This window comes from Gilvimarinus agarilyticus, from assembly GCF_000832015.1.
GTDB lineage: Bacteria > Pseudomonadota > Gammaproteobacteria > Pseudomonadales > Cellvibrionaceae > Gilvimarinus > Gilvimarinus agarilyticus.
In genome coordinates this window covers 3,482,238-3,501,585 of record NZ_JXCJ01000001.1, presented here as the reverse complement: position 1 = coordinate 3,501,585, position 19,348 = coordinate 3,482,238, and the positions used below count along the sequence as shown (strand labels likewise).

The 19,348-nt window shown below is 52.5% G+C and carries 18 protein-coding genes; 12 read left to right on the top strand and 6 right to left on the bottom strand.

The window, feature by feature from the left end:
- Position 1 precedes the first annotated feature (1 nt).
- The 6 genes from SD69_RS15170 (at position 2) to SD69_RS18220 (ending at position 4,180) form a co-directional block, all read left to right on the top strand.
- Positions 2 to 856 carry a type II secretion system F family protein gene (locus SD69_RS15170; RefSeq protein WP_041523875.1) on the top strand — a complete coding sequence of 285 codons (855 nt, stop codon included), beginning with the start codon at positions 2 to 4 and terminating at the stop codon, positions 854 to 856.
- Complete coding sequence (locus tag SD69_RS15165; RefSeq protein ID WP_041523874.1) at positions 849 to 1,727, top strand: type II secretion system F family protein; 879 nt, start codon at positions 849 to 851, stop codon at positions 1,725 to 1,727. Before SD69_RS15170 ends, SD69_RS15165 begins: the two co-directional genes overlap by 8 nt.
- On the top strand, positions 1,728 to 2,081 hold the full coding sequence (locus SD69_RS19235; RefSeq protein WP_052481214.1) for a DUF192 domain-containing protein: 354 nt from the start codon (positions 1,728 to 1,730) through the stop codon (positions 2,079 to 2,081).
- A gap of 68 nt (positions 2,082 to 2,149) precedes the next feature.
- A complete protein-coding gene (locus SD69_RS15155; RefSeq protein ID WP_041523873.1) occupies positions 2,150 to 2,527 on the top strand; it encodes a tetratricopeptide repeat protein in 378 nt (125 codons plus the stop codon).
- Positions 2,508 to 3,263 (top strand): TadE/TadG family type IV pilus assembly protein, encoded by a 756-nt coding sequence (locus SD69_RS15150; RefSeq protein ID WP_041523872.1) that lies wholly within the window; start codon positions 2,508 to 2,510, stop codon positions 3,261 to 3,263. The genes SD69_RS15155 and SD69_RS15150 overlap by 20 nt, the downstream gene beginning before the upstream one ends.
- Positions 3,264 to 3,274: 11 nt before the next feature.
- A complete protein-coding gene (locus SD69_RS18220) occupies positions 3,275 to 4,180 on the top strand; it encodes an OmpA family protein (protein ID WP_052481211.1) in 906 nt (301 codons plus the stop codon).
- A gap of 147 nt (positions 4,181 to 4,327) precedes the next feature.
- On the opposite strand, the gene SD69_RS15140 is transcribed toward SD69_RS18220, so the two are convergent.
- On the bottom strand, positions 4,328 to 6,439 hold the full coding sequence (locus SD69_RS15140; RefSeq protein WP_232301218.1) for a TonB-dependent receptor: 2,112 nt from the start codon (positions 6,437 to 6,439) through the stop codon (positions 4,328 to 4,330).
- A 141-nt stretch (positions 6,440 to 6,580) separates the two neighbouring features.
- Here SD69_RS15140 and SD69_RS15135 point away from each other — a divergent pair, with 141 nt between their 5' ends.
- The 5 genes from SD69_RS15135 to SD69_RS15115 all read left to right on the top strand — a co-directional run bounded on the left by SD69_RS15135 (position 6,581) and on the right by SD69_RS15115 (position 12,750).
- Positions 6,581 to 7,636, top strand: coding sequence for a PepSY-associated TM helix domain-containing protein (locus tag SD69_RS15135; RefSeq protein ID WP_041523870.1), 1,056 nt, complete (start codon positions 6,581 to 6,583; stop codon positions 7,634 to 7,636).
- 289 nt (positions 7,637 to 7,925) lie between these two features.
- Entirely contained in the window at positions 7,926 to 8,387 is a 462-nt protein-coding gene (locus SD69_RS15130) for an NfeD family protein (protein ID WP_084591607.1), read from the top strand.
- Positions 8,388 to 8,406: 19 nt separating this feature from the next.
- On the top strand, positions 8,407 to 9,258 hold the full coding sequence (locus SD69_RS15125; RefSeq protein WP_041523869.1) for an SPFH domain-containing protein: 852 nt from the start codon (positions 8,407 to 8,409) through the stop codon (positions 9,256 to 9,258).
- Between the two features lie 39 nt (positions 9,259 to 9,297).
- Complete coding sequence (locus SD69_RS15120) at positions 9,298 to 11,355, top strand: PAS domain-containing protein (RefSeq protein ID WP_041523868.1); 2,058 nt, start codon at positions 9,298 to 9,300, stop codon at positions 11,353 to 11,355.
- A gap of 27 nt (positions 11,356 to 11,382) precedes the next feature.
- The gene (locus SD69_RS15115; protein ID WP_041523867.1) at positions 11,383 to 12,750 is read left to right on the top strand and encodes an alpha/beta hydrolase family protein; all 1,368 of its coding nucleotides are present in this window, start codon (positions 11,383 to 11,385) and stop codon (positions 12,748 to 12,750) included.
- A 29-nt stretch (positions 12,751 to 12,779) separates the two neighbouring features.
- On the opposite strand, the gene SD69_RS15110 is transcribed toward SD69_RS15115, so the two are convergent.
- The 3 genes from SD69_RS15110 to SD69_RS15100 form a co-directional block, all read right to left on the bottom strand.
- On the bottom strand, positions 12,780 to 13,337 hold the full coding sequence (locus tag SD69_RS15110; protein ID WP_052481210.1) for a DUF1415 domain-containing protein: 558 nt from the start codon (positions 13,335 to 13,337) through the stop codon (positions 12,780 to 12,782).
- 101 nt (positions 13,338 to 13,438) lie between these two features.
- Positions 13,439 to 13,903: a hypothetical protein gene (locus SD69_RS15105; protein ID WP_041523866.1), complete on the bottom strand. Its 465-nt coding sequence runs from the start codon at positions 13,901 to 13,903 to the stop codon at positions 13,439 to 13,441.
- Positions 13,904 to 13,930: 27 nt separating this feature from the next.
- The gene (locus tag SD69_RS15100; protein WP_041523865.1) at positions 13,931 to 14,479 is read right to left on the bottom strand and encodes a flavodoxin; all 549 of its coding nucleotides are present in this window, start codon (positions 14,477 to 14,479) and stop codon (positions 13,931 to 13,933) included.
- A 135-nt stretch (positions 14,480 to 14,614) separates the two neighbouring features.
- Between SD69_RS15100 and recQ the strand changes: the two genes are divergently transcribed.
- On the top strand, positions 14,615 to 16,765 hold the full coding sequence (gene recQ / locus SD69_RS15095; RefSeq protein WP_041523864.1) for a DNA helicase RecQ: 2,151 nt from the start codon (positions 14,615 to 14,617) through the stop codon (positions 16,763 to 16,765).
- A 172-nt stretch (positions 16,766 to 16,937) separates the two neighbouring features.
- Here recQ and SD69_RS15090 read toward each other — a convergent pair whose 3' ends face one another.
- Both SD69_RS15090 and SD69_RS15085 read right to left on the bottom strand, forming a co-directional pair.
- Complete coding sequence (locus SD69_RS15090; protein ID WP_041523863.1) at positions 16,938 to 17,699, bottom strand: hypothetical protein; 762 nt, start codon at positions 17,697 to 17,699, stop codon at positions 16,938 to 16,940.
- 59 nt (positions 17,700 to 17,758) lie between these two features.
- Positions 17,759 to 19,153 carry a carbohydrate-binding protein gene (locus SD69_RS15085; RefSeq protein WP_052481209.1) on the bottom strand — a complete coding sequence of 465 codons (1,395 nt, stop codon included), beginning with the start codon at positions 19,151 to 19,153 and terminating at the stop codon, positions 17,759 to 17,761.
- Positions 19,154 to 19,348 lie beyond the last annotated feature (195 nt).

Genomic DNA, 19,348 nt, shown 5'->3' with positions numbered 1-19,348 from the left:
TATGAGTATAGAAGCGCTTTTGGTTGGCTGTTGCTTTGCAATCTCGGCCGCAGTTCTTTCCTGGATTGTGTCAGTAATGTTCTCACGGGCTGCGGTGTTATATCGTTCTAAGTTTACTGAAGACGCTAAAATTAAATTGTCTGATCTGTTTTTGTTTGTCGAACCTGAAAAACTTTTTATTATTAATATGGCGATTCTGTTTGCTGCGTTCTTTTTGGTGTTCTTGATTGTCGGGAGTTGGATTGTTGCGTTGGTAGTTAGTGTCGCGCTAGCTGTTTCCCCGCCGTTTATCTTTAGGGTGATGAAACGCAAGCGGCAAAAACAATTTCTCATCGATCTACCCGATATGTTACAGGCGACATCTACCGCGATGAAGTCGGGTTCCAGCCTCAATCAATCCATGGAGTCAGTGGTCTACGAAATGAGCGGGCCGGTTCGGCAGGAGTTTGATCTGTTTATGCGAGAAGTTCGTGTTGGGGTGGATTTTGATGTCGCATTAGACAACCTTTACGAGAGGATTCCCCTGATCGATTTAAACTTAGTGATATCGGGCATTAAGATATCCCGGGAGATCGGTGGAAATCTAGCCGATACTATTGAAAGAATGGCAGATACGCTGCGTAAGAAGTTAGAAATGGAAGGTAAAATTGATGCGCTCACCTCACAGGGGAGGGCACAAGGGTATGTGATGACCGGACTGCCCATTTTGCTGGGTATCGTATTGTATCAAATGGAGCCCGAGCAAATGTCTCTTCTGTGGGAGGTCTGGTATGGCTGGGTGGTGATTGCCATCGTGGTTGTATTAGAGACACTGGGTTACGTATTTATTCAGAAAATTGTAGATATCGATGTCTGAGAATTTCATTATTAGCCTTATTGGTCTGGCATGCGCATTCTCACTGTTTCTGGGTGTATATGCTGTGCATGCGATTCGTAAGGAAATTCCTCAAGACGATAGAGAATTTCTAGACCCGCTGCCAATTACTATGCGCTTGTTTTGGCCGCTGGTTAGCTTTTTCTCGTACTATATTGGCGAGCGACTTGGCGTAGAGTATATTGAGAAAACAAAAATTCGATTGCAACGATCTGGCCTTGGGTACTTGATCACCCCTGAGCAGTTTTTTGGTCTTAAAGTCGTATCCGCGTTACTTTTTATGTTTATATCGTGGGCTTGCATGAAGATGCTGGAAAGCCCTGGTGTAGCTGTTCCGATTAGCTTCTTAGTGTTGGGGTTTATGTTTCCCGAGCTTAATCTTAGTGATCGGCGCAAGAAAATTGAAAAAGACATTGTTCGGCTTCTTCCGGTTTATCTCGACTTTATTACGATGGCGGTAGAGTCCGGAATGAACCTGAATGGTGCCTTAATGCAAGCGGTTCAAAAAGGTCCGAAGGGCCCCCTTAATTTAGAGTTTAAAAAGGTTCTTCGTGATATTACGGCCGGGGTAGGAAAAATTGATGCGCTTCGATCGATGGCGGAGAGACTACAGATCAGAGAAATCGGCAATCTGGTCTCGGCCTTGTCCCATGCCGAAAAGTCGGGTGCTAGCGTTGGAGCTACGCTGAGAATTCAGGCTGATCAGCGACGTGTTGAGCGATTTCAAAAAGCGGAAAAGCTCGCTATGCAAGCGCCTGTTAAATTAATTGCTCCTCTTGTTATATTTATTTTCCCTACGACATTTATCATTTTGTTTTTCCCGATTGTTACACAGCTGATGGACGTGATGTAGATGGTCCCGAGGTTTAAAGTGTACGGTGAGTGCACATCACTTCTGCTTGGTCGAGTGTACGAGCCAAGAGGTTTTTTTGCTCGTGCGCGTGGCCTAATTGCTAGAGCCGAGCTCGATTTTCAGGAAGGAATGTTATTTAAAAGGTGTAATTCGGTGCATATGTGTTTTATGTCGCGTTCTATCGATATAGTGTTTGTAGGAAAAGACTTTGTTATTACATCAGTGGTTTCTGAGGCGTTGCCGTTTCGATTTTATAGGGACCCAGACGCGTCGCATACTCTGGAGTGTCGGTCAGGCGCTTCTTTTTTTCACAATATTAAGGTGGGACATCAGCTTACTTTGGAGGAGTTTTGACGCGACTTATTATTATTTTGTGCTTTTTGGTGGGCTGTTCCTCACAGCCTTCTGATCCAGGTGCGTCCATGGTTGAGCTGATGCGTAGTGCCGATACCGAGTATGCAGCGGGAAGGTTGGGTCAGGCAGAAACCTTGTACCTCAATGTTCTTGAGCGTAATGACGATTATACTGAAGCCAAGCTGAAGCTTGGAAATATCTATAACCGTCAAGGCCGGCTCGACGCAGCGGCTACTAGCTACAGTGAGATACTGGAGTCCGACCCCGACGAAGCGAGAGCTTGGTACAACTTGGCGTTAACACGATTCCGGCAAGCAAACGCAACACTCGATAAAGCTCAGCAAGAGGTGGATGTTGAGTCTCCTTACTATGAGCGATTAGTTCGATTGCAAAAATACTTGCTGGAAGTTTCATCAGGAATCGGCGATGAAAAAGCAGCGCCTTAGCGGGCAGGCCGTTACTGAGTTTATTATTGTTATGCCGCTGTTTCTGATTTTGTTGGGTGGCATTTTTGAGTTTGCCTATGTTTACCGCGCAAAAGTTACGCTTAATACGGCGACATTTGAGGCCGCACGCGCAGGATCATTGAATCATGCCAGGCTGGTCCCCATGCGTCGGGCGCTCGCCAAGGGGATGGTTCCGCTGTATATGAATGCGGCCGACGTTGATAGTTCTGTAAGTGCACTGGGCAATATGACTGTCGCTTACGGAAAATCTCGCGCCGTAGCGGAGGCGATGGAGTTGGCGCCAAACATGAGTGTTGTTGAAATCATCAGCCCGACCAGAGCAATTTTTGATTACTATAAGGTTCATCGTCGAGTGCGCCTACAGAATGAAAGCGAATTTGTCGAGCGCGATATTATACCTAACGATAGCTTGTTGTTCAGGTCGTCCGAAACCCGTGCGATAGGCGAGGATGATGCTCAGGTTAATATAAACATTCAAGATGCTAATTTGCTAAAAATTAGAACCTTTTGGTGCTACAAGATGAAGGTTCCGTTTGTCAAGACCTTAGTTCGAGAAGTCGTCTCTGGGTTGTTTGGAATATTAAATACAAGCCCAGAACAGAGAGTATGCAATGCCGGAAACTACTTTTTGGGAGGCGATTATATCGCCCTGGTCTCTCAGTCTACTGTACGTATGCAAAGTCATATTGTATTGGAAAACGACAATTTAAAATAAAGGATTGTTTCATGATGGATAGTATTCGTATAAGTCTATTCGTTTTAGGCTTATTTTTTTCCCTCTCGGCGACAGCCGAATGGGGGGCGGAGCCGGTAGAAAGAAATGGCTGGTATCGAGCAAGTTACGCGTTGACGACTGGGCCCGTTGCCTACCGCGATAGCCCTTCAGATGGATATACAGAGGGCTACTATTCGACCGAAACTCTGAACGTCGGCGGCTATCATGTTCGTCAAGTGTTCGACTATGACTCAGGATACACGGCGGGTTATCTTTTTGATCGGATAAAAGAGCGGGTAGCAAGCCAAGGGTTTAACCCGATTTATTCCTGTACCGGCTTAGATTGTGGTGACATCTTAGGTTGGCAATTGTTAAGCACCCGTTTACTTGACGGAGATTCGCATTCTCAGTCCTATGTGGTCGCTCATAGCCCACTTGGCGGTGAGGATGGAACATACATTGCGGTGCATCTGGCGAACCTGGACGGTCGTCCGCGTGCCATCTTTGATGTGGTGTTCTCCGATCCTGGTTTGCAGCAAACCCTCGATCTTTCGCACGCGCAGGTTGTACCCATTTACCGTCAATCCGAAGTTTTAGACGGTTCGCAGATATATTTCGATCGCAATAGTGCGGAGGTCCCTGCCCGTATGGAGCCGGTATTAGCGGCACTGAGTAACCTTTTGCAAGAGCACGATGCGGAGCGCTTGATCGTTGTGGGTCATTCGGACAGTACAGGAACGTATGAACACAACGTGACCTTATCACGCAGTCGAGCCGAGGCGGTCAAACGTAAACTGATTGACCAGGGTGTCGACGCTAGTCACATACAAGTGGCTGGTGTTGGTTCTGCAATGAGCGACTTAAACCAGAAGGCTGAGCGCAATCGTAAAGTAGAGGTAGTTGTTAGACCGCTTTAGTACAGGCGTCGTCGCCATTTAGAGAAGAAATTGACTTAAGAGTGTCGTAGGGCGCTGACGTCTTGACTTTAGCGTGTTTATGAAAATGGTTGGCTTATTATGGTTACCACCTAAGAAAAGGCCTCCCGTGTGGGAGGCCTTTTTACGTTAAAACCGGTAGGTATAACCGACGCTGACGGTGCGGCCGCGGCCAGCAAAGTAACGGCTGTCGTTTGTTTGTCCCTGCGAGTAGTAGGTGATGTACTCTTCATTGGTTAGGTTTTGCACGCTGGCTTGTACCTGACTATTCCCTATAATCCAGTTGGCGGTTGCGTCGATTAGGGTGTAGCCATCGAAGTCGGCGTAGCTTTCGCCAGCAGAGTTTTGGTAATCGCGATCGAGCATGTTGCTCGCCTGTACACGGGTGTCAAAGCCTGATGTCCACTGTTGAGACCAAAAAAGGTTGATTCGCTCAGGTGAAATATTACTGGCATCCAGGTCGGTGTCGACCGAGCCGTCCTCATTCGAGTCGTACTCGCCGTTCGGGTTCGAGTAAGCTAGCCCGATACTCGAATCGCTGGTAAAAAACCATGTGGCGCTGGCTTCAATACCATCAATTTCCGTTTTTTCGCGTTTAACGTCAAAAATGCCATCGGCGTTCATGGCCAACCGCGAGCCGTAATCAGAGTCAGATTGATAGTAGCTGAGCTCTAGGTTTAAGCCGCCGGCATCGTACTCAATGCCAATTTCGCGGTTGTCAGTCACGATAGGGACTAAGTTTAGAAACGACTCGACCGACTGCCCTGGCTCATTGATGCCGCGCAGAACGCGCCCCACGTCGGGCATGGATGATCCCTCGGAGATGTTACCAAACACACGCAGTGCGTCGGTGATGTCATAAGTTGCGCCGATGTTGTACAGGGTCTCATTAAAAGAAGGAGAGCCACCCTCAACGAATTGGCTGCCATAGCTGTAAAGCGTGGTGAAGTCGTCGACATTGAGTTTAGAGCTTTCGTAGCGCAAGCCACCGGTGACCACCAGGTTTTCGACACCGGTAAACTCTAGCTGAGCGTAAGGCGCGATATTGTCGTAGCTGGTTGGCGGCACCCAGGCGCGGCCAGTTTGCACCAGTACTTGCTGGGTCTCGTCTTGCAGCGCATCAAAGCCCCACACCAGGTTAACCGGCGCACCAGCCAGTTGTTCGCGTACCATGGTTAACTTAAAACCAAGCTTCTCCGACTCGTTTTGGGACTGATCGTAAATGTCATCTCCGTAGACCGGGTCCTGGAATGTGCCAAAATTACCGCCGCCAAAGGTCGCGGCAAAGTCCTGATAAAACAACTGAGCGTGCACACTGTGGCCCCAGAGTTCGTCTTTGCGGTAGTCCAGGCTTACGGTGGTGACATCGTTAGTGGCGGCTTTACCGGGCACTGTACCGGGCTCGGATGAGGTGGGGATACCATTGGCTACGTCGCCGGGTACTGTTACCCAGCCTCCATTACCTTCGATATTAAAACTGTTAACCATTAAGTGCAGTGATTGACCGTCGCCGCGGTAGCCGGTTTTTAAAAAGAAGTCGCGACTTTCGCTGTCCATGGTGTCACCTTGGGTGGTATCCACACCGATAACTTCGCCGTCGGCATCGGTAAAGATTCCCGTGTCCCGTAGGCTGGCGCTAAAGGCCAGATCCCAACGGCCAAAGGCGTCGGCAAAGCTGTAACCCACTCCGCTACTTAAGGCGTCTGAATCGTAATCGGTGGGTGCATTGACATCGACGTGCAACGACTGCTCGCGGCTCTCTACCGGCTTTTTCGTAATCAAATTAATAACCCCGCCCGAAGCCCCCATACCGTGTACCGCATTGGCGCCGTGGATAACCTCGATGCGTTCGATCATGGCTGGATCCAGGGTTAAGCCGTCACGCGAACCATCGCGCAACGGATTAGATTGCGGCACGCCATCAATCAGGTATAAGGGGCTACGGCCGCGCAAGGTCTCGCCTGAACCGGTCATTTTTTGTCGGCTGGGGGTAAAGCCCGGGACTAAGTTGCCAAGCGCAGTCGATAAGTCGTAGTTTACGGCCAGCTGCTGATCGAGCTCGGTTTTGTCAATCACCGTTATAGTGTTTGGGATTGAGCTAACCGGCTTGGCGGTGCGCGAGGCGGTGATGACCATCTCTTCCAGCTGGGTATCGCTTGACGCTTGTTGCGCACAGGCGAAGGTGCTTAGGCTGGCAAGCGTAAGTAACGGGACGAGTTGGCGGCGGGGGTGTATCATCATGAACCTCAATTGGGTAGTTTAAAATAATGGTGCGGATGATAGTCTTTCTCATTAACTTTAACAACCCGACGTTATGGGCATAGTGTTAAAAAGTTGGCCCTAGCCTTAAAACAACAGGATATCGGTACACAATACTCGAGCATGAAAAGTCCTCTGTTATTGGCTGCCCACCGCTATATTGGGCTGGTGGCTGGCCTATTTTTTGTCGTTACGTCACTGACGGGCGTGTTGCTGATTTACAAACAGCCGCTGTTGCTCGCGTATTACCCGGTACTTGCGGCCGAGCAAGAGGCCGACTTACCGAATGGTGAGGCGATTACGGCGTTGCTGGCGCGGCTTGCACAAGAGCGGAACCCCGCTGTACGCCGAGTGCGCATGCCCACCGATGACTGGCCGTTTTATTCAGTCAGTTACCGCGATGGAAGCTCGCAAACGTTAAGTGCGTACGGTGAGGTGTTGGTTCGCTCTGAGGTGCAATTTGATCCAATGGCTTTTATTTTTGATCTACATGCTCACTGGCTCGCCGGGCACACAGGGGAGCGTATCAGCGGGTACGTGCACCTCGCGGTATTGGTGTTGTTAGTGACCGGCTTATACGCCTGGTGGCCGAGGCGCTGGCGTAAAGCACTGCACCTGGCGGTTAGGGGCAGTGCGGTAAAAGTACTGTATAGCTGGCATCGCACGCTCGGTGCGGTAAGTGCGCTCGTCTTAATAGTCGGTGTGGCTACCGGGGTAATGATGGTTTTTTACACTGAGGTGCGCTCGGTGTTAGTGGCAGGCCTTGGTGGCGAGGTGCCTAGTATTGAGCGTACTGTGAAAGGAGAGGGCCCATGGCGGAGCTGGCCGGAGTTATACGCGTCGATTGCCAATCAGTTACCCGAAGGGCAGTTGCGTTCGGTGAGCTTCCCCCTCGAAGAGGGCCAGGCACTAAGCGCCCGTAAGCGTATGCCGGGCGAGTGGCATCAGCACGGTCGCAGCTTTATCTATATTAACCCCTATACCGGTGAAGCTTATGCGACCGTTGATGCTGGTAACGCGGGATTGGGGCCGGCATTGATGCAAAAAGTGTATCCGCTACACTCAGCGGCCGTGGGTGGCCCGCTGTATTGGGGAGCGTTGACGCTGGCTTCCTGCGCCACTCTGGGGTTGTTTATTTCTGGCGTTTATATCTGGTGGTGGCGTCGCCGGCACCGTTAATGCTTGGCCCGGGGGGGATTCGAAGGCAGGATAGAGCCCTAAGGGGAGTCACCACTTTACCGAGTTTGAGCCTTTTACGCTAAAACGACCTGAGCTTGGCGCTCTCTTACCAATTGATCAGCCCAGTACAAGGGGCTTTTATGCCCATCTTGGCCAACTAAGCGTTGGTACCCCTCACGCGGTAAAGTAACTCCGCTACCCTCCAAGTTTGGCGCGTAATCATCACGCATTGGGTTATACTCGTTTTAATTATATTAACATCGGGTTATTAACACCCAAGGAGGGCGATATGGAGACATGGCTGGAGTCGGGCTTGCTGGCTTGGCACTGGGTGGTTATTGGCTTTTTGCTGGCAGCGCTCGAAATACTTCTCCCCAGCTTTTTTATGCTATGGCTCGGGGTTAGCGCTATCGCCGTGGGTTTAGTGAGCTTGTTTGTACCCATGGCGCTGGCCTGGCAGCTATTGTTGTGGGCGGTGTTGTCGCTGTGCTGCTTGGCGGCCTGGTTTAAGTTTGTCGCCCCTAAAATGAAAGATAAAACCCGTTCTGGAATGGCCCACGAGTCGATGGTTGGCAAAGTCGCCACTGTGTTGGATTACCAAACCGCCACCAGCCGGGGGCAACTGCGATTTTCGGCGCCGGTATTGGGGGAGGATGAATGGCGATTTATCTGTGAACAGCCATTGTCACCGGGTGACCGGGTGGTGGTCGTGGATTTTTCGGGCAATGACTTAATTGTAAAGCTTCAATAACATCAACAAGGAGTTACTCATGGACGCATTAATTACAGCCGCCGCTATTGTCGCGGTGGCACTGATCGTTATTACCCGGGGGGTGCGTATCGTGCCTCAGGGGCGCAAGGATGTGGTGCAGCGCCTAGGGCGTTATCACCAAACCTTAACGCCTGGTCTTAATCTTATTATTCCGTTTTTTGATACCGTGGCTTATAAAGTAACCACCAAAGACATTGTGCTAGATATCCCCTCGCAGGACGTGATTACCCAAGACAACGCGGTGATTATTGCCAACGCTGTGGCCTACATCAATATCGTCAGCCCCGAGAAGTCGGTCTATGGGGTGGAAGATTACATTATTGCGATTCAAAACCTGATTCAAACATCGCTGCGCTCGATCATCGGTGAAATGGCGCTGGATTCGGCTCTGTCGTCACGGGACCAGATTAAAACCCGTTTAAAAGATTCGATTTCGGACGATATCTCCGATTGGGGTATTATTTTAAAGACGGTTGAGATTCAGGATATTAACCCCTCTCCCACAATGCAGCAGGCTATGGAAGAGCAAGCGGCGGCCGAGCGCCAGCGCCGGGCGGCGGTAACCAAGGCTGAGGGTGAAAAACAAGCCGCTATCCTGGAAGCCGATGGCCGGCTGGAGGCCTCGCGTCGTGACGCCGAAGCAAAAATTGTATTGGCTGACGCATCGGCCCGAGCTATTAAGGTGGTGACCGAATCGGTCGCCGGCGGCGATGAGTTGCCCGTTATGTATTTGTTGGGTGAAAAGTATATTGAGTCGATTGGCGACTTGTCGCAGTCGGACAACTCCAAAACAGTGGTGTATCCCGCTGATTTGGCCAACGCCTTTAAAGGCATGTTTGGCCGGCAATAGCGTTTAGCGCAACCAATGGCCCGGAGGTAGGCGGCGATTATGTGGTTAGATTTTTTTCGTCAGGATTTTCTCCCTTTGGGTCATAACCTCCATTGGCAGCCCGCTCTGGTGTGGACTCAGGTTGCTGCCGATACTCTGCTGGGTTTGTCTTTTTTTATCATCGCGATTGGCTTGTTGGTTTTTCGCCGTAAACGCACCGATTTGCGCTACCCCCGCTTGATTACGTTATTTTCCGTTTTTATTTTACTCTGTGGCTTTAACCATTGTTATCGGGTTTATACGGTTTGGATTGGTAGCTTTGGGACCCACGCGATACTTTCAGGGTTAACCGCCTTAGTGGCATTCGCGACCGCAATAGGGCTGCTGTGGATTATGCCCAAAGCCCTGAAGATTCCCAGCATGCGTCAGCTGCGCCAGGCGATGGAGGCGGCCAATAACGAAAAGTTGGAGCGGCTTGAATTAAAAGCCCGGTACGATGCCGAGTACAACTTGCGCGAGTCTGCGAACGCATCGCCTATCGGCCTGATGGTCATCGACAGCCATGGCCGGATCAGTATGGCTAACAGTGCGTCGAGTGACTTGTTTGGCTACAGTCCCCGCGAGTTGGTGGGGCAGACGATTGATACAGTGATTGATTTCAATGCGGCCAGTGATACTCGTGAGGCTTTAGTCACATTTTTTTCGCCTGACATTGCTGTTCCCACCCACTTGCCCGAGTGCGTTGCACAGGGTATTCATCGCAGCGGTAATAAAATTCCCGTAGAGCTTAAGCTCGTCAAGCGCGAGCATACGGCGGGCAATCAGGTGTACGCCTCGGTGACGGATATCTCCGAGCGTTTGGCGCAGCAGCAGCAACTGCAAGCGATCAATAGCCGGCTGGAGCGTATTAGCTCGGCCACCCACGAAGGGTTGTGGGAGTGGCAGGTCGAGTCAGGCTCGCTGTGGTGGTCGCCGGCTTTTTGGCAGTTGTTGGGCTATCCGCGCGAGCCCAGTGATATCAGTATGAGCTTGTGGGAAGCGCATATCGAGCCAGATCATCAGGCGATGTTCTTTACCGAGCTAGAGCGTCATATTACCAGCGGCGGCGTCTTTGATATCGAGTTTCTAGGGGTAACCGTCAGTCGGGATTTACGTTGGTTTCGCGCGCACGGCAAGTGCGTTACGTGCGCTACCAGTGGTGCGCAACTGATGTGCGGCACTTTAGAGGATATCCAGCAGCGCAAAGACATGGAGCTTAGCCTGTCGGAAAAAAACCAACTGCTGGAGTCTATTTATACCGGAACCAGCTACGGTGTTTGTGTTCTGGACTGCACCAGCGATGGGCAGGTGTTGTACAAATCAATTAACCCCGCCATCGCGAAAGCGTTAGGCGTGCGGCCGGACGAGTTAGAGGGTAAGTCAGTGTTGGCGTTGGCACCCGATATAATGCCTGTAGCGATTGCCGAGCAAGTTGAGTCACGCTATCAACGCTGCCGGCAAACGGGCCGGCCTATGTCTTATATCGAAAGCTTTCCCATTCACGGCAAGCCGACGTGGTGGAAGACTTCGCTGTACCCATTGATGAATGATTTGGGCGAGATTTACCGCATAATCGGCTCATCTGCCGACGTAAGCGATCTTAAAGCGGCCGAGAGCAAACTTGCCGAGAGCGAGAGTTTTTTGCAAACCGTTGTCGATTTGGCGATTTGCGGTTTGTATATTTACGACCTGTCGAGTGAAACCAATACCTTTGTGAATCAGCAGTACACCAAATTAACCGGCTACACCAAAGACGATTTGAATGCGATCGATGATATTTCTTCGCTGTTTCACCCAGATGAAATTGACAGTATTAATGCGCAAGTTGAAAAAGCGTTGACGTTAAGTGGCCCCAGTTTTCTGGAGATGGAATATCGCTTTTGGCATAAAGATGGGTATTGGATTTGGTGTTATGCCTTTGACGCGGTGTATGAGCGGGATGAGCGTGGACGGCCGAAGCAGTTGTTGGGTACTTTTATTGATATCACGCAAATCAAACATTACTCCGAACAGCTGCGTAGCATCAATGAAAAGCACAAAAAACCAGCGCTTAGCGATCTCGATTATCAAGAGATTTAATTAACGCGAAGCACTAACGGAGGCGCTATGCCCGCATTAACAAGGTGTATTTTGGTTGTAATACTGGTGGTGTTAGTGGCGGGTTGTAGCCTTGTATCCCCTGTGCCATCTAGCACTGCAAAAGCCGGGTTAACCGCTGAGCAGGACCACGCGCGTACTTTAGCTGAACTGGGTATTAGCGCTGTGCGCCCAGGCGTAAACGGCGACCCCAGTGCCGCTGTTAATCCAGTTAATTATGATGAAGCCCTAGCGAACGCGCAAATGGGCTCTTTACCCCCGCTACTGCAACCGCCAACCGCAAACGTCATAGCGAGCCCCGCCGAGTGGCGTGCCGAGCGCCAACGCTTACGCTCTATATTTGCTCAGGAGTTTTACGGTGAAGTACCCGAGCGGTTGCCAGAGGTACAGTGGCAGAAGTCGTTCCCCACCTTTAGTCTAGTGGGAGCGACGCCGGTACGGCATCAACGCATCAGTGGCGTCATTTCTGCGGATGATAGTCGCTCATCCGTTGCCATTGACATGACACTGACGACTCCGGCGGGGGTAAGTGGCCCGGTACCGGTGGTGTTGGCGTTTCAGTGGGACTTAGACATTGTCGAACATCTTGCCTCACGGATGAGCCAGGATAAGCGTCGCGAGTTTTATCAATCAATAACCGACTGGCAAAAACAAGTACTGCAGGCGGGGTGGGGCTACGCCGAATATGTGCCAACCAGTGTGCAGGCCGACACTGGCGCCGGGTTAACGACTGGTATTATCGGGTTGGCCAATTCCGGGGCGCCGCGCAGTACCAGAGACTGGGGGGCGCTGCGAGCTTGGGGGTGGGGCGCTAGCCGGGCGCTCGATTATTTACAAACGGAAAAACGTGTAAAGGGCGAGCAGGTGGTTGTGTTTGGCCACTCGCGTTATGGTAAGGCGGCGCTGGTGGCCCTGGCTTTTGACGATCGTTTTGCCGGTGGTTATATCAGTTCATCGGGTGAAGCTGGGGCGAGCTTATGGCGGCGTAATTATGGCGAGCAAATTGGTAATGTCGCCGCTGCGGGTGAGTATCACTGGATGGCTGGCAATTTCTTAAAATACGCCGGGCCGTTAACCGTCAACGACTTACCGTTGGATTCTCACCAATTATTAGCGCTGGCTGCACCGCGCCCTATTTTTATTGGAGCGGGCTACACGGGCGATGAGTGGGTAGACCCGAAGGGCAGCTATTTGGCCTTGCGTGCGGCCAGCGAAGCCTACCACTTACTCGGAGGTGCCAGCCTTAAAGACACGCAATACCCGTCCGTAGGGACTTTATTGCAACGGGGAAATATGGCGTTTAGACAGCACGATCAAGGTCACACCGCTGCCCCTAATTGGGGTTATGCACTGGAGTTTTTTAACGCGCGTTTTTAAGAGGTGACGCTAACCCTGTGGGGCGAGGCTCAGCGGGCTAAATAATCAAATAGCTGCGCAACCTCTTGCTCGGTTAAGCTCTCCATTCGCTCTATATTGCGTGCCGGAATCGACTCGGTATCGGCGCCGTTATCAATGGCGGTGCTTAGGCTCTGTTCGCGCAGCAGATGCAATATGGGGTAGGGCGAGCGGTTGGTAAGGTTGCTGCGCTCGTCGTAATCGGTATCAGAAAACTGATAGTCGGGGTGAAAGTGCGCTATTTGATACACCCCTTGCAGCCGCTGTTTATTGAGCCAGCTGTCGGCTTGCTGCACGGTCACGGTATAAAAGTAAAAATCCTCAAACCCTTCGGGTAAAATCAGCAGGGTAGTTTCCATTTCGTCGATTGAGGCGTTTTGTAACCGCGTCACCTCATCGGCCAGCACTTCGAGTAATCCCAACCCTTGGGACTCATCAAATACCGCAAAGCGAATGCGGTTGTGCTTGGCGGGGGCGTGGGCGAAGGGGCACAAGTTAAGCCCGAGCACCACCGTCTCAAACCAATGTTTCGTTTGCGCGATTACGCCGGTAGTTGTTGTCGGGTTCACTGTATTGACCTCTTCAGCCGTGCAGCGGGTGCGATGGCACCCGGTTATTGCGCCGCACTATAGCGAGCTTTGGGGCTGTCAGGCAATAAGGTAGTTACGCCTCAGTGACGGGTTTGGCGGTGAGCGTCATCCATGGCGAGGAGCATCTCCATCCAGTCGTCCACATCGCTAAGTGCCGAAAATGCGATGTCGACCAGTGGGGCGAGCAGTGTTTGCAGCGGCGCAGGAGCATGGAAGGGGGCTAAACGTTGTTGCACTAAATCAACCATTGCGCTTAAGTCGGGTTGATGGCGGCTTTTGCGCAGTGTGTAGCTCAGCTCAATGGCGCTGCGCAGGTAGCGCTCTGTGGCATATTTGCTGTTGCTATCCTGGCGCAGCAGAATATCGGCCGTCTCAAAAGCGGTGCCGCACACGGGTACGGCCTCATCCCAGCGCTGCTGGCTGATGTAATCTCGCGCCATGGCGCGCAACTTACAACACAAACGTTTGCTTTGCTCGGGGTTGTGCAGGGCGAGCGCCCGGTGTTTATCGCACAAAAACTGTTTGTTGCCTGAGTGCTTATTCATGGGGCTCTCCGGTGTGTGGGCGTTGTGTTAAGCGGCGTTGGCTTGCTCGTACTCTTTCACGATCTGCTCGACCCATTGCTCAATACGCTCATCGGTTAGCTCAAATTGTTGGTCATCATCGATGGCTAAACCGCAAAACTCGGTTTTCTCGGCATTGACGGCCAGAGATTCGTCGTAGGTATAACCCTTGGTGGACCAGTGGCCGATCACGGTTGCGCCTGCTTTTAAGACTCGCTCGTTGAGCCAGCCCATCGCATCGACAAAGTAGTAGCCGTAACCGAGTTGGTCGCCCAGTCCGTACAGAGCAACGGTTTTACCCGTGAGCTTGGTGGCCAGAATCTGCTCTTCAAAATCTTCCCAGTCTTCCTGAATGCCGCCAAAGTCCCAGGTGGGAATCCCCATAATAATAAAATCAAAGGCTTCGATTTGTTCCGGGGAGGCGTCGGTTACGTTAAGCATCTCAACCACCACGCCCTGACTGGCCAGAGCGGTTGAGATTTTATCGCCGACTTCTTCGGTGTTGCCGGTGTCTGTACCGAATACCAGGCCGACATTGGCGCTACTTAGGTCGGTCATCGTGAAGATCCTCTGTTTTCATCTAATTCTTTAGCACATTAATGCAAACGCTAATAATTATCAATAGTGTTATGGTGGGTTTTTACGTCAGTTGTCTCGTGGGTGAGGCAGGTGAAAACTGCTAAACTCCATTCCATGAATCAAGCTGCCCTACAGACACTGCAAAATACCTTTGGTTATCAGGCCTTTCGCGGCCCGCAAGCCGACATTATCGATACCGTTATTGCCGGGCGAGACGCGCTGGTGTTGATGCCCACCGGCGGCGGTAAATCACTGTGCTATCAGATCCCCGCGCTGGTGCGCGATGGGGTGGGGGTGATCGTCTCGCCCCTGATTGCCCTGATGCAAGATCAAGTGGACGCGTTGGCGCAGCTTGGCATCAGTGCCGCCTACATCAACTCGAGCCTCGCATTTGATGAGGTGCGGGCGATCGAGCAAGGGCTGCGCCAGGGCGAGATTAAAATTTTGTATGTGGCGCCCGAGCGCCTGATTCAGCAGCGCACACTTGATATGCTGCACGAATTACCCCTGTCGCTGTTTGCCATCGATGAAGCCCACTGCGTGTCTCAGTGGGGGCACGACTTCCGCTCAGACTATTTACAGCTCAGCCTGTTGCATCAACAGTTTCCCCATGTGCCACGGGTGGCCTTAACCGCCACGGCTGATGATCGCACCCGCGCCGAGATTATTACGCGCCTGCAACTGGAGGATGCCGCGCAATTTGTCAGCGGCTTTGACCGGCCCAATATTCAATACCGCATCGAGCAAAAGCAGGATGCGCGCCAGCAGTTGTTGCGCCTGCTGCACAATGAGCATCCGGACGACGCCGGTATCGTTTATTGTTTGTCGCGCCGCAAAGTCGATGACACCGCCGAGTGGCTTAGCAAACAAGGTTTCACCGCCTTGCCCTATCACGCCGGCTTGCCCGGGCCTACCCGGCAGCGCCATCAAGAGCGCTTCTTGCGCGAAGAGGGCGTTATCATCGTCGCCACCATCGCGTTTGGTATGGGCATTGATAAACCCGATGTGCGCTTTGTCGCCCATTTGGATTTGCCCAAAAGTATTGAGGCGTATTACCAAGAGACAGGCCGGGCGGGCCGCGATGGGCAAAATGCGACGGCCTGGATGGCGTACGGTGTGCAAGATGTACTTAAATTAAAGCAGATGATGAGCCAATCCCAGGGCTCGGACGATCACAAGCGTACCGAAAACCACAAGCTCGATGCCATGCTCGGCCTGTGCGAGATTACCACCTGTCGGCGGCAGGCCCTGTTGGCGTATTTTGGCGAGCACGATCATACCCCCTGCAACAACTGCGACACGTGCTTAACCCCGCCACAAACATTTGACGGCACAGTGGTCGCGCAAAAGGCGCTGAGTTGTTGTTATCGCACCGGGCAGCGATTTGGGGTGAACCATCTAATCGATGTACTGCTGGGCAAAGCCACGCCCAAAGTAGAGCAGTTTGGCCATGAAAAACTCAGCACGTTTGGTATAGGCTCTGAGCTGGACGCCAACCAGTGGCGTTCAGTGTTTCGCCAGTTGGCCGCGCGCGGCATTATAGAAGTAGACGTGGCCGGCTATGGCGGCTTATTGTTGACTGAAAAATGCCGCGCTTTATTAAAAGGCGACGACAGCATCGAGCTGCGAAAAGACATTAAAACCACCGCGCCAGGCAAAAAATCCCGCGCCAATGCCGGTGGCTCATTAATGGGCCCCGATAAAGTCTTGTGGGAGTCGCTGCGCGAATTGCGCAAGCGTTTGGCCTCTGAGCAAGATATTCCGCCCTATATGATTTTTCATGACGCCACCTTAATGGAGGTGGTTAGTCACCAGCCGCAATCACTGGAGGCTTTGGGGCGTATATCCGGCGTCGGGACCAGTAAGCTGGAGCACTACGGCGAAGACTTTGTCGCGGCGGTGAATACCCATGTGGAAAGCCTGGCCGAGTACGCCGGTAGCCCACAAAATGTTCGCGCCACCGAGCACGAAACCTTTGCCCTGTTCAAAGCCGGTATGGATATCCCTGCGATTGCGCGCCAGCGCGAGCTGACGGAGACCACGGTATTTACTCATCTGGCGGGCTTGATTGAGCAGGGCCAACTGGAGGTTGCCGAAGTGGTGGAGTTGCCGCAACGCGAGCACGATAATATTGTCGATGTGATGCTCGCCCACGACGACGAGCCTTTTAAGTTGAAACCGGTGTTTGACGCGCTTGAAGGCGTTTACGAGTACGGTGTGTTGCGCTGTATCCGGGCGGGTGTGGTGCGGGAGATGAGCGGGTAAATTGCGTCGCCGTGTTCAATAGTCGACGAAAACATTTTTTGCAGCCTCTGCCAGGCGGCTGAGAACTTATTAACGTGTCAGCCGCCATTTTATTGATGTTTTGAGCGAGACCATTGGTACACCCAGCTGCATATGGCCACTACCGACTCAACTGAGAAATTTCGCATTGGGTTCAGTGCTTTAATTCGCCAGGCACAATAGCGTCGGTTTGGCCTTCTTGCACTTTAAACAGCGAGGCGCTGGAGGCAATCCAACCGGCGTCCCCGTGGGCTTGTAACTGGTAGTTGCCATCGGGGGTGCTGAGCCCCCCCACCGTCAGGGTGTCACCCTGCGTAAAGCTGACCTGATAGGTTTGCCCATCGTTGCCATCAATTTCACCGTACCAGCTGATACTGTGGTAATCGTGCTGTTCTATGCGGTTGATATTAACGGTATATTGCTCGCCGGTTTCATCAATGCTGACTTTCACCTGATCGCCGGGCATTAAGGTTTCGAGCTTCAGTGGGTCAAAGGTAATAATTTGGCGGCCATCGTTGAGCGCTTCGCTTTCAAGTGGCAGCTCGTCTAGGTTGTCGGGTGTCTCGCTGCTCCAGGCGCTATCGCGCTGTACGGCGGCGCGTACTTCGGCTTCGTCGTAATGGCGGTTGGGGCGACGCTGTTGCATGACACCGAGCCGCTCTTCGAACGAGGGCTGGGCGTTGTCGATGGCGTTATTGTTCGCAGTGGGTGTGCTGTTAGCGTGTGCCGCTGACACGGTAGCGACGGTGCCGGGGTTGTGGCCCACCTTGCGCGTAGCCGCGGCGATGGGTGCGGGCTGGTCGGGCGCCGCACGGCTTTGCCCCGCAGCGGATGAATGGGGGGCGGAGTCCAGCGCAAACCAAAGGCCCGCCGCTGCAACTGAAAGCAGGCATAGTGCCATGAGTGTTTTATTCATATAGTGTCCTTAAACATAGCGCTCCGCGCCAGTATTGACGCGGAGTTGTTTCGTGCGGATTACTGACGAATACGAAACCAGTTAAGGTTCCAGCCACCGGCTTGCGCGAAAACCCCAAAATTGTAGGTGCCGGCGTTGATGTAAACTGTGTGGGACACGGTGGTCCAGCTTTGCCAGCCGCCGGTTGCTGGAATATCGCGCTCGCCTAACAAGGTGGCACCGCCGTTTAAATCCAACGACAAGCGGCCGCCGCTTGGGCTCGCAACCCGGTACTCAATGGTGTAGTTGCCCGAGCTTGGAATGGTGATGCCGTTGTAGGCCATCCAGTCGTTACTCTCGATCCAACCGACGTTTTGGCCGCCGCCCGCATCGGTGGTGTTCTCTAACTGAACACCCGCCATGGCGGCGTAGTTTTCAGCCTGAATGGTTTGGTTAAAGCCACTCACGCTTGATACCCGCAAGGAGCTTACATCATCGTTAAAGCCCTCGTTGTTCAGGCAGTTGTCGTCTGCGGTTCGGGTGAGCATATTGCCGGTGAAGTTATCGTGCTGGAACAGCTCGACTTTGTAGCCCTGTTGCACACGCACGGATGAAATATCGTCGTTCACAATGCCCTTGGCCATCAGTTGCCCTAAATTGTAATTACCCGGCGTGAGCCCGACGTTATAGCCGCCGTAGTTGCAGTGTTGGGCTAGCTGTACCGGCCCGCTGGTGCCGGCGGTGGCACGGAATCCGGCAATCTCGTCGCGCACATTGTGAATCGCCAGCGCAGCGTAAGCCTCTTGTGGGTGGCCCACCGGTAAGCCGCACGGGTAGCCGCGACAAATCAGGTTGGGGTTAGAGAAGCGATTAACCCGGGAGGTATTAAACACGCCTTCGTAAGCCATCACGTCCACAAACACGTTTTGTACGCCGTAACCCACCCCGTAGCCAAAGCGCGCACCTCGGGTGTCGCCTTGTTTGCGCGAGTGATTAATACCCATGTTATGGCCCAGCTCATGCAGCATCACCATGGGGCCGCAACCTGGGTGCACCACATTAAACGTCCAGTTGGCATCGACCGCGACATAGCCCACACCACAGGCCCCGGTGCTGTGCATTTGCGAGACAAAATCGGCGCCTAACTGATTGCGCAGGGCGGCGACATTGCTGTTTAGGCGAACATTATTGAGCACTTCACCTTGGTTAGCGCCGCCTTGTTCGTTGTGACGCACACCGACTAAACGCAATTGCACGTCCACCTGACTGTCGGCGTAGGCCGCATTCATTTGGTTAACCCAGTTGTTCATGGCCGTTTGTGGGTCTCCGCCAAAATAACCGGCGGAGTAGTTATCGTATAAAACCAGTAAGTCGACGGTGGCCCCTCGGGCGTTGGCTGTAGCGGCGCCGGCAGCCAAAATCAGAGCAATGGTGCAGTACTGTTTGAGCACCCCCAGCGTGTGTGAAAAATTCATAGCGATGACCCTGTTGATTATTGGTATTTGCCTCCAAGCGATGGCTTAGGGGCGTCTCCTTGTGCGATGCCCTAGGCAAAGAGTCGCACAATCACTGTACGCACCGGTGGGAGTTGTGGCGTCACACCTTGCAATAATCACAAGGTGTGACGGCGATTACTTGTCAAACTGTGACAACGTTGACATAAAGAGGGC

Coding starts and splice junctions, on each gene's coding strand:
- SD69_RS15090 (WP_041523863.1), bottom strand. CDS start 17,699: ATGAATAAAACACTCATGGCACTATGCCTGCTTTCAGTTGCAGCGGCG.
- SD69_RS15115 (WP_041523867.1), top strand. CDS start 11,383: ATGCCCGCATTAACAAGGTGTATTTTGGTTGTAATACTGGTGGTGTTA.
- SD69_RS15085 (WP_052481209.1), bottom strand. CDS start 19,153: ATGAATTTTTCACACACGCTGGGGGTGCTCAAACAGTACTGCACCATT.
- SD69_RS19235 (WP_052481214.1), top strand. CDS start 1,728: ATGGTCCCGAGGTTTAAAGTGTACGGTGAGTGCACATCACTTCTGCTT.
- SD69_RS15155 (WP_041523873.1), top strand. CDS start 2,150: ATGGTTGAGCTGATGCGTAGTGCCGATACCGAGTATGCAGCGGGAAGG.
- SD69_RS15150 (WP_041523872.1), top strand. CDS start 2,508: ATGAAAAAGCAGCGCCTTAGCGGGCAGGCCGTTACTGAGTTTATTATT.
- SD69_RS15120 (WP_041523868.1), top strand. CDS start 9,298: ATGTGGTTAGATTTTTTTCGTCAGGATTTTCTCCCTTTGGGTCATAAC.
- recQ (WP_041523864.1), top strand. CDS start 14,615: ATGAATCAAGCTGCCCTACAGACACTGCAAAATACCTTTGGTTATCAG.
- SD69_RS15130 (WP_084591607.1), top strand. CDS start 7,926: ATGGAGACATGGCTGGAGTCGGGCTTGCTGGCTTGGCACTGGGTGGTT.
- SD69_RS15100 (WP_041523865.1), bottom strand. CDS start 14,479: ATGACCGACCTAAGTAGCGCCAATGTCGGCCTGGTATTCGGTACAGAC.
- SD69_RS15135 (WP_041523870.1), top strand. CDS start 6,581: ATGAAAAGTCCTCTGTTATTGGCTGCCCACCGCTATATTGGGCTGGTG.
- SD69_RS18220 (WP_052481211.1), top strand. CDS start 3,275: ATGATGGATAGTATTCGTATAAGTCTATTCGTTTTAGGCTTATTTTTT.
- SD69_RS15170 (WP_041523875.1), top strand. CDS start 2: ATGAGTATAGAAGCGCTTTTGGTTGGCTGTTGCTTTGCAATCTCGGCC.
- SD69_RS15125 (WP_041523869.1), top strand. CDS start 8,407: ATGGACGCATTAATTACAGCCGCCGCTATTGTCGCGGTGGCACTGATC.
- SD69_RS15140 (WP_232301218.1), bottom strand. CDS start 6,439: ATGATGATACACCCCCGCCGCCAACTCGTCCCGTTACTTACGCTTGCC.
- SD69_RS15165 (WP_041523874.1), top strand. CDS start 849: ATGTCTGAGAATTTCATTATTAGCCTTATTGGTCTGGCATGCGCATTC.
- SD69_RS15105 (WP_041523866.1), bottom strand. CDS start 13,903: ATGAATAAGCACTCAGGCAACAAACAGTTTTTGTGCGATAAACACCGG.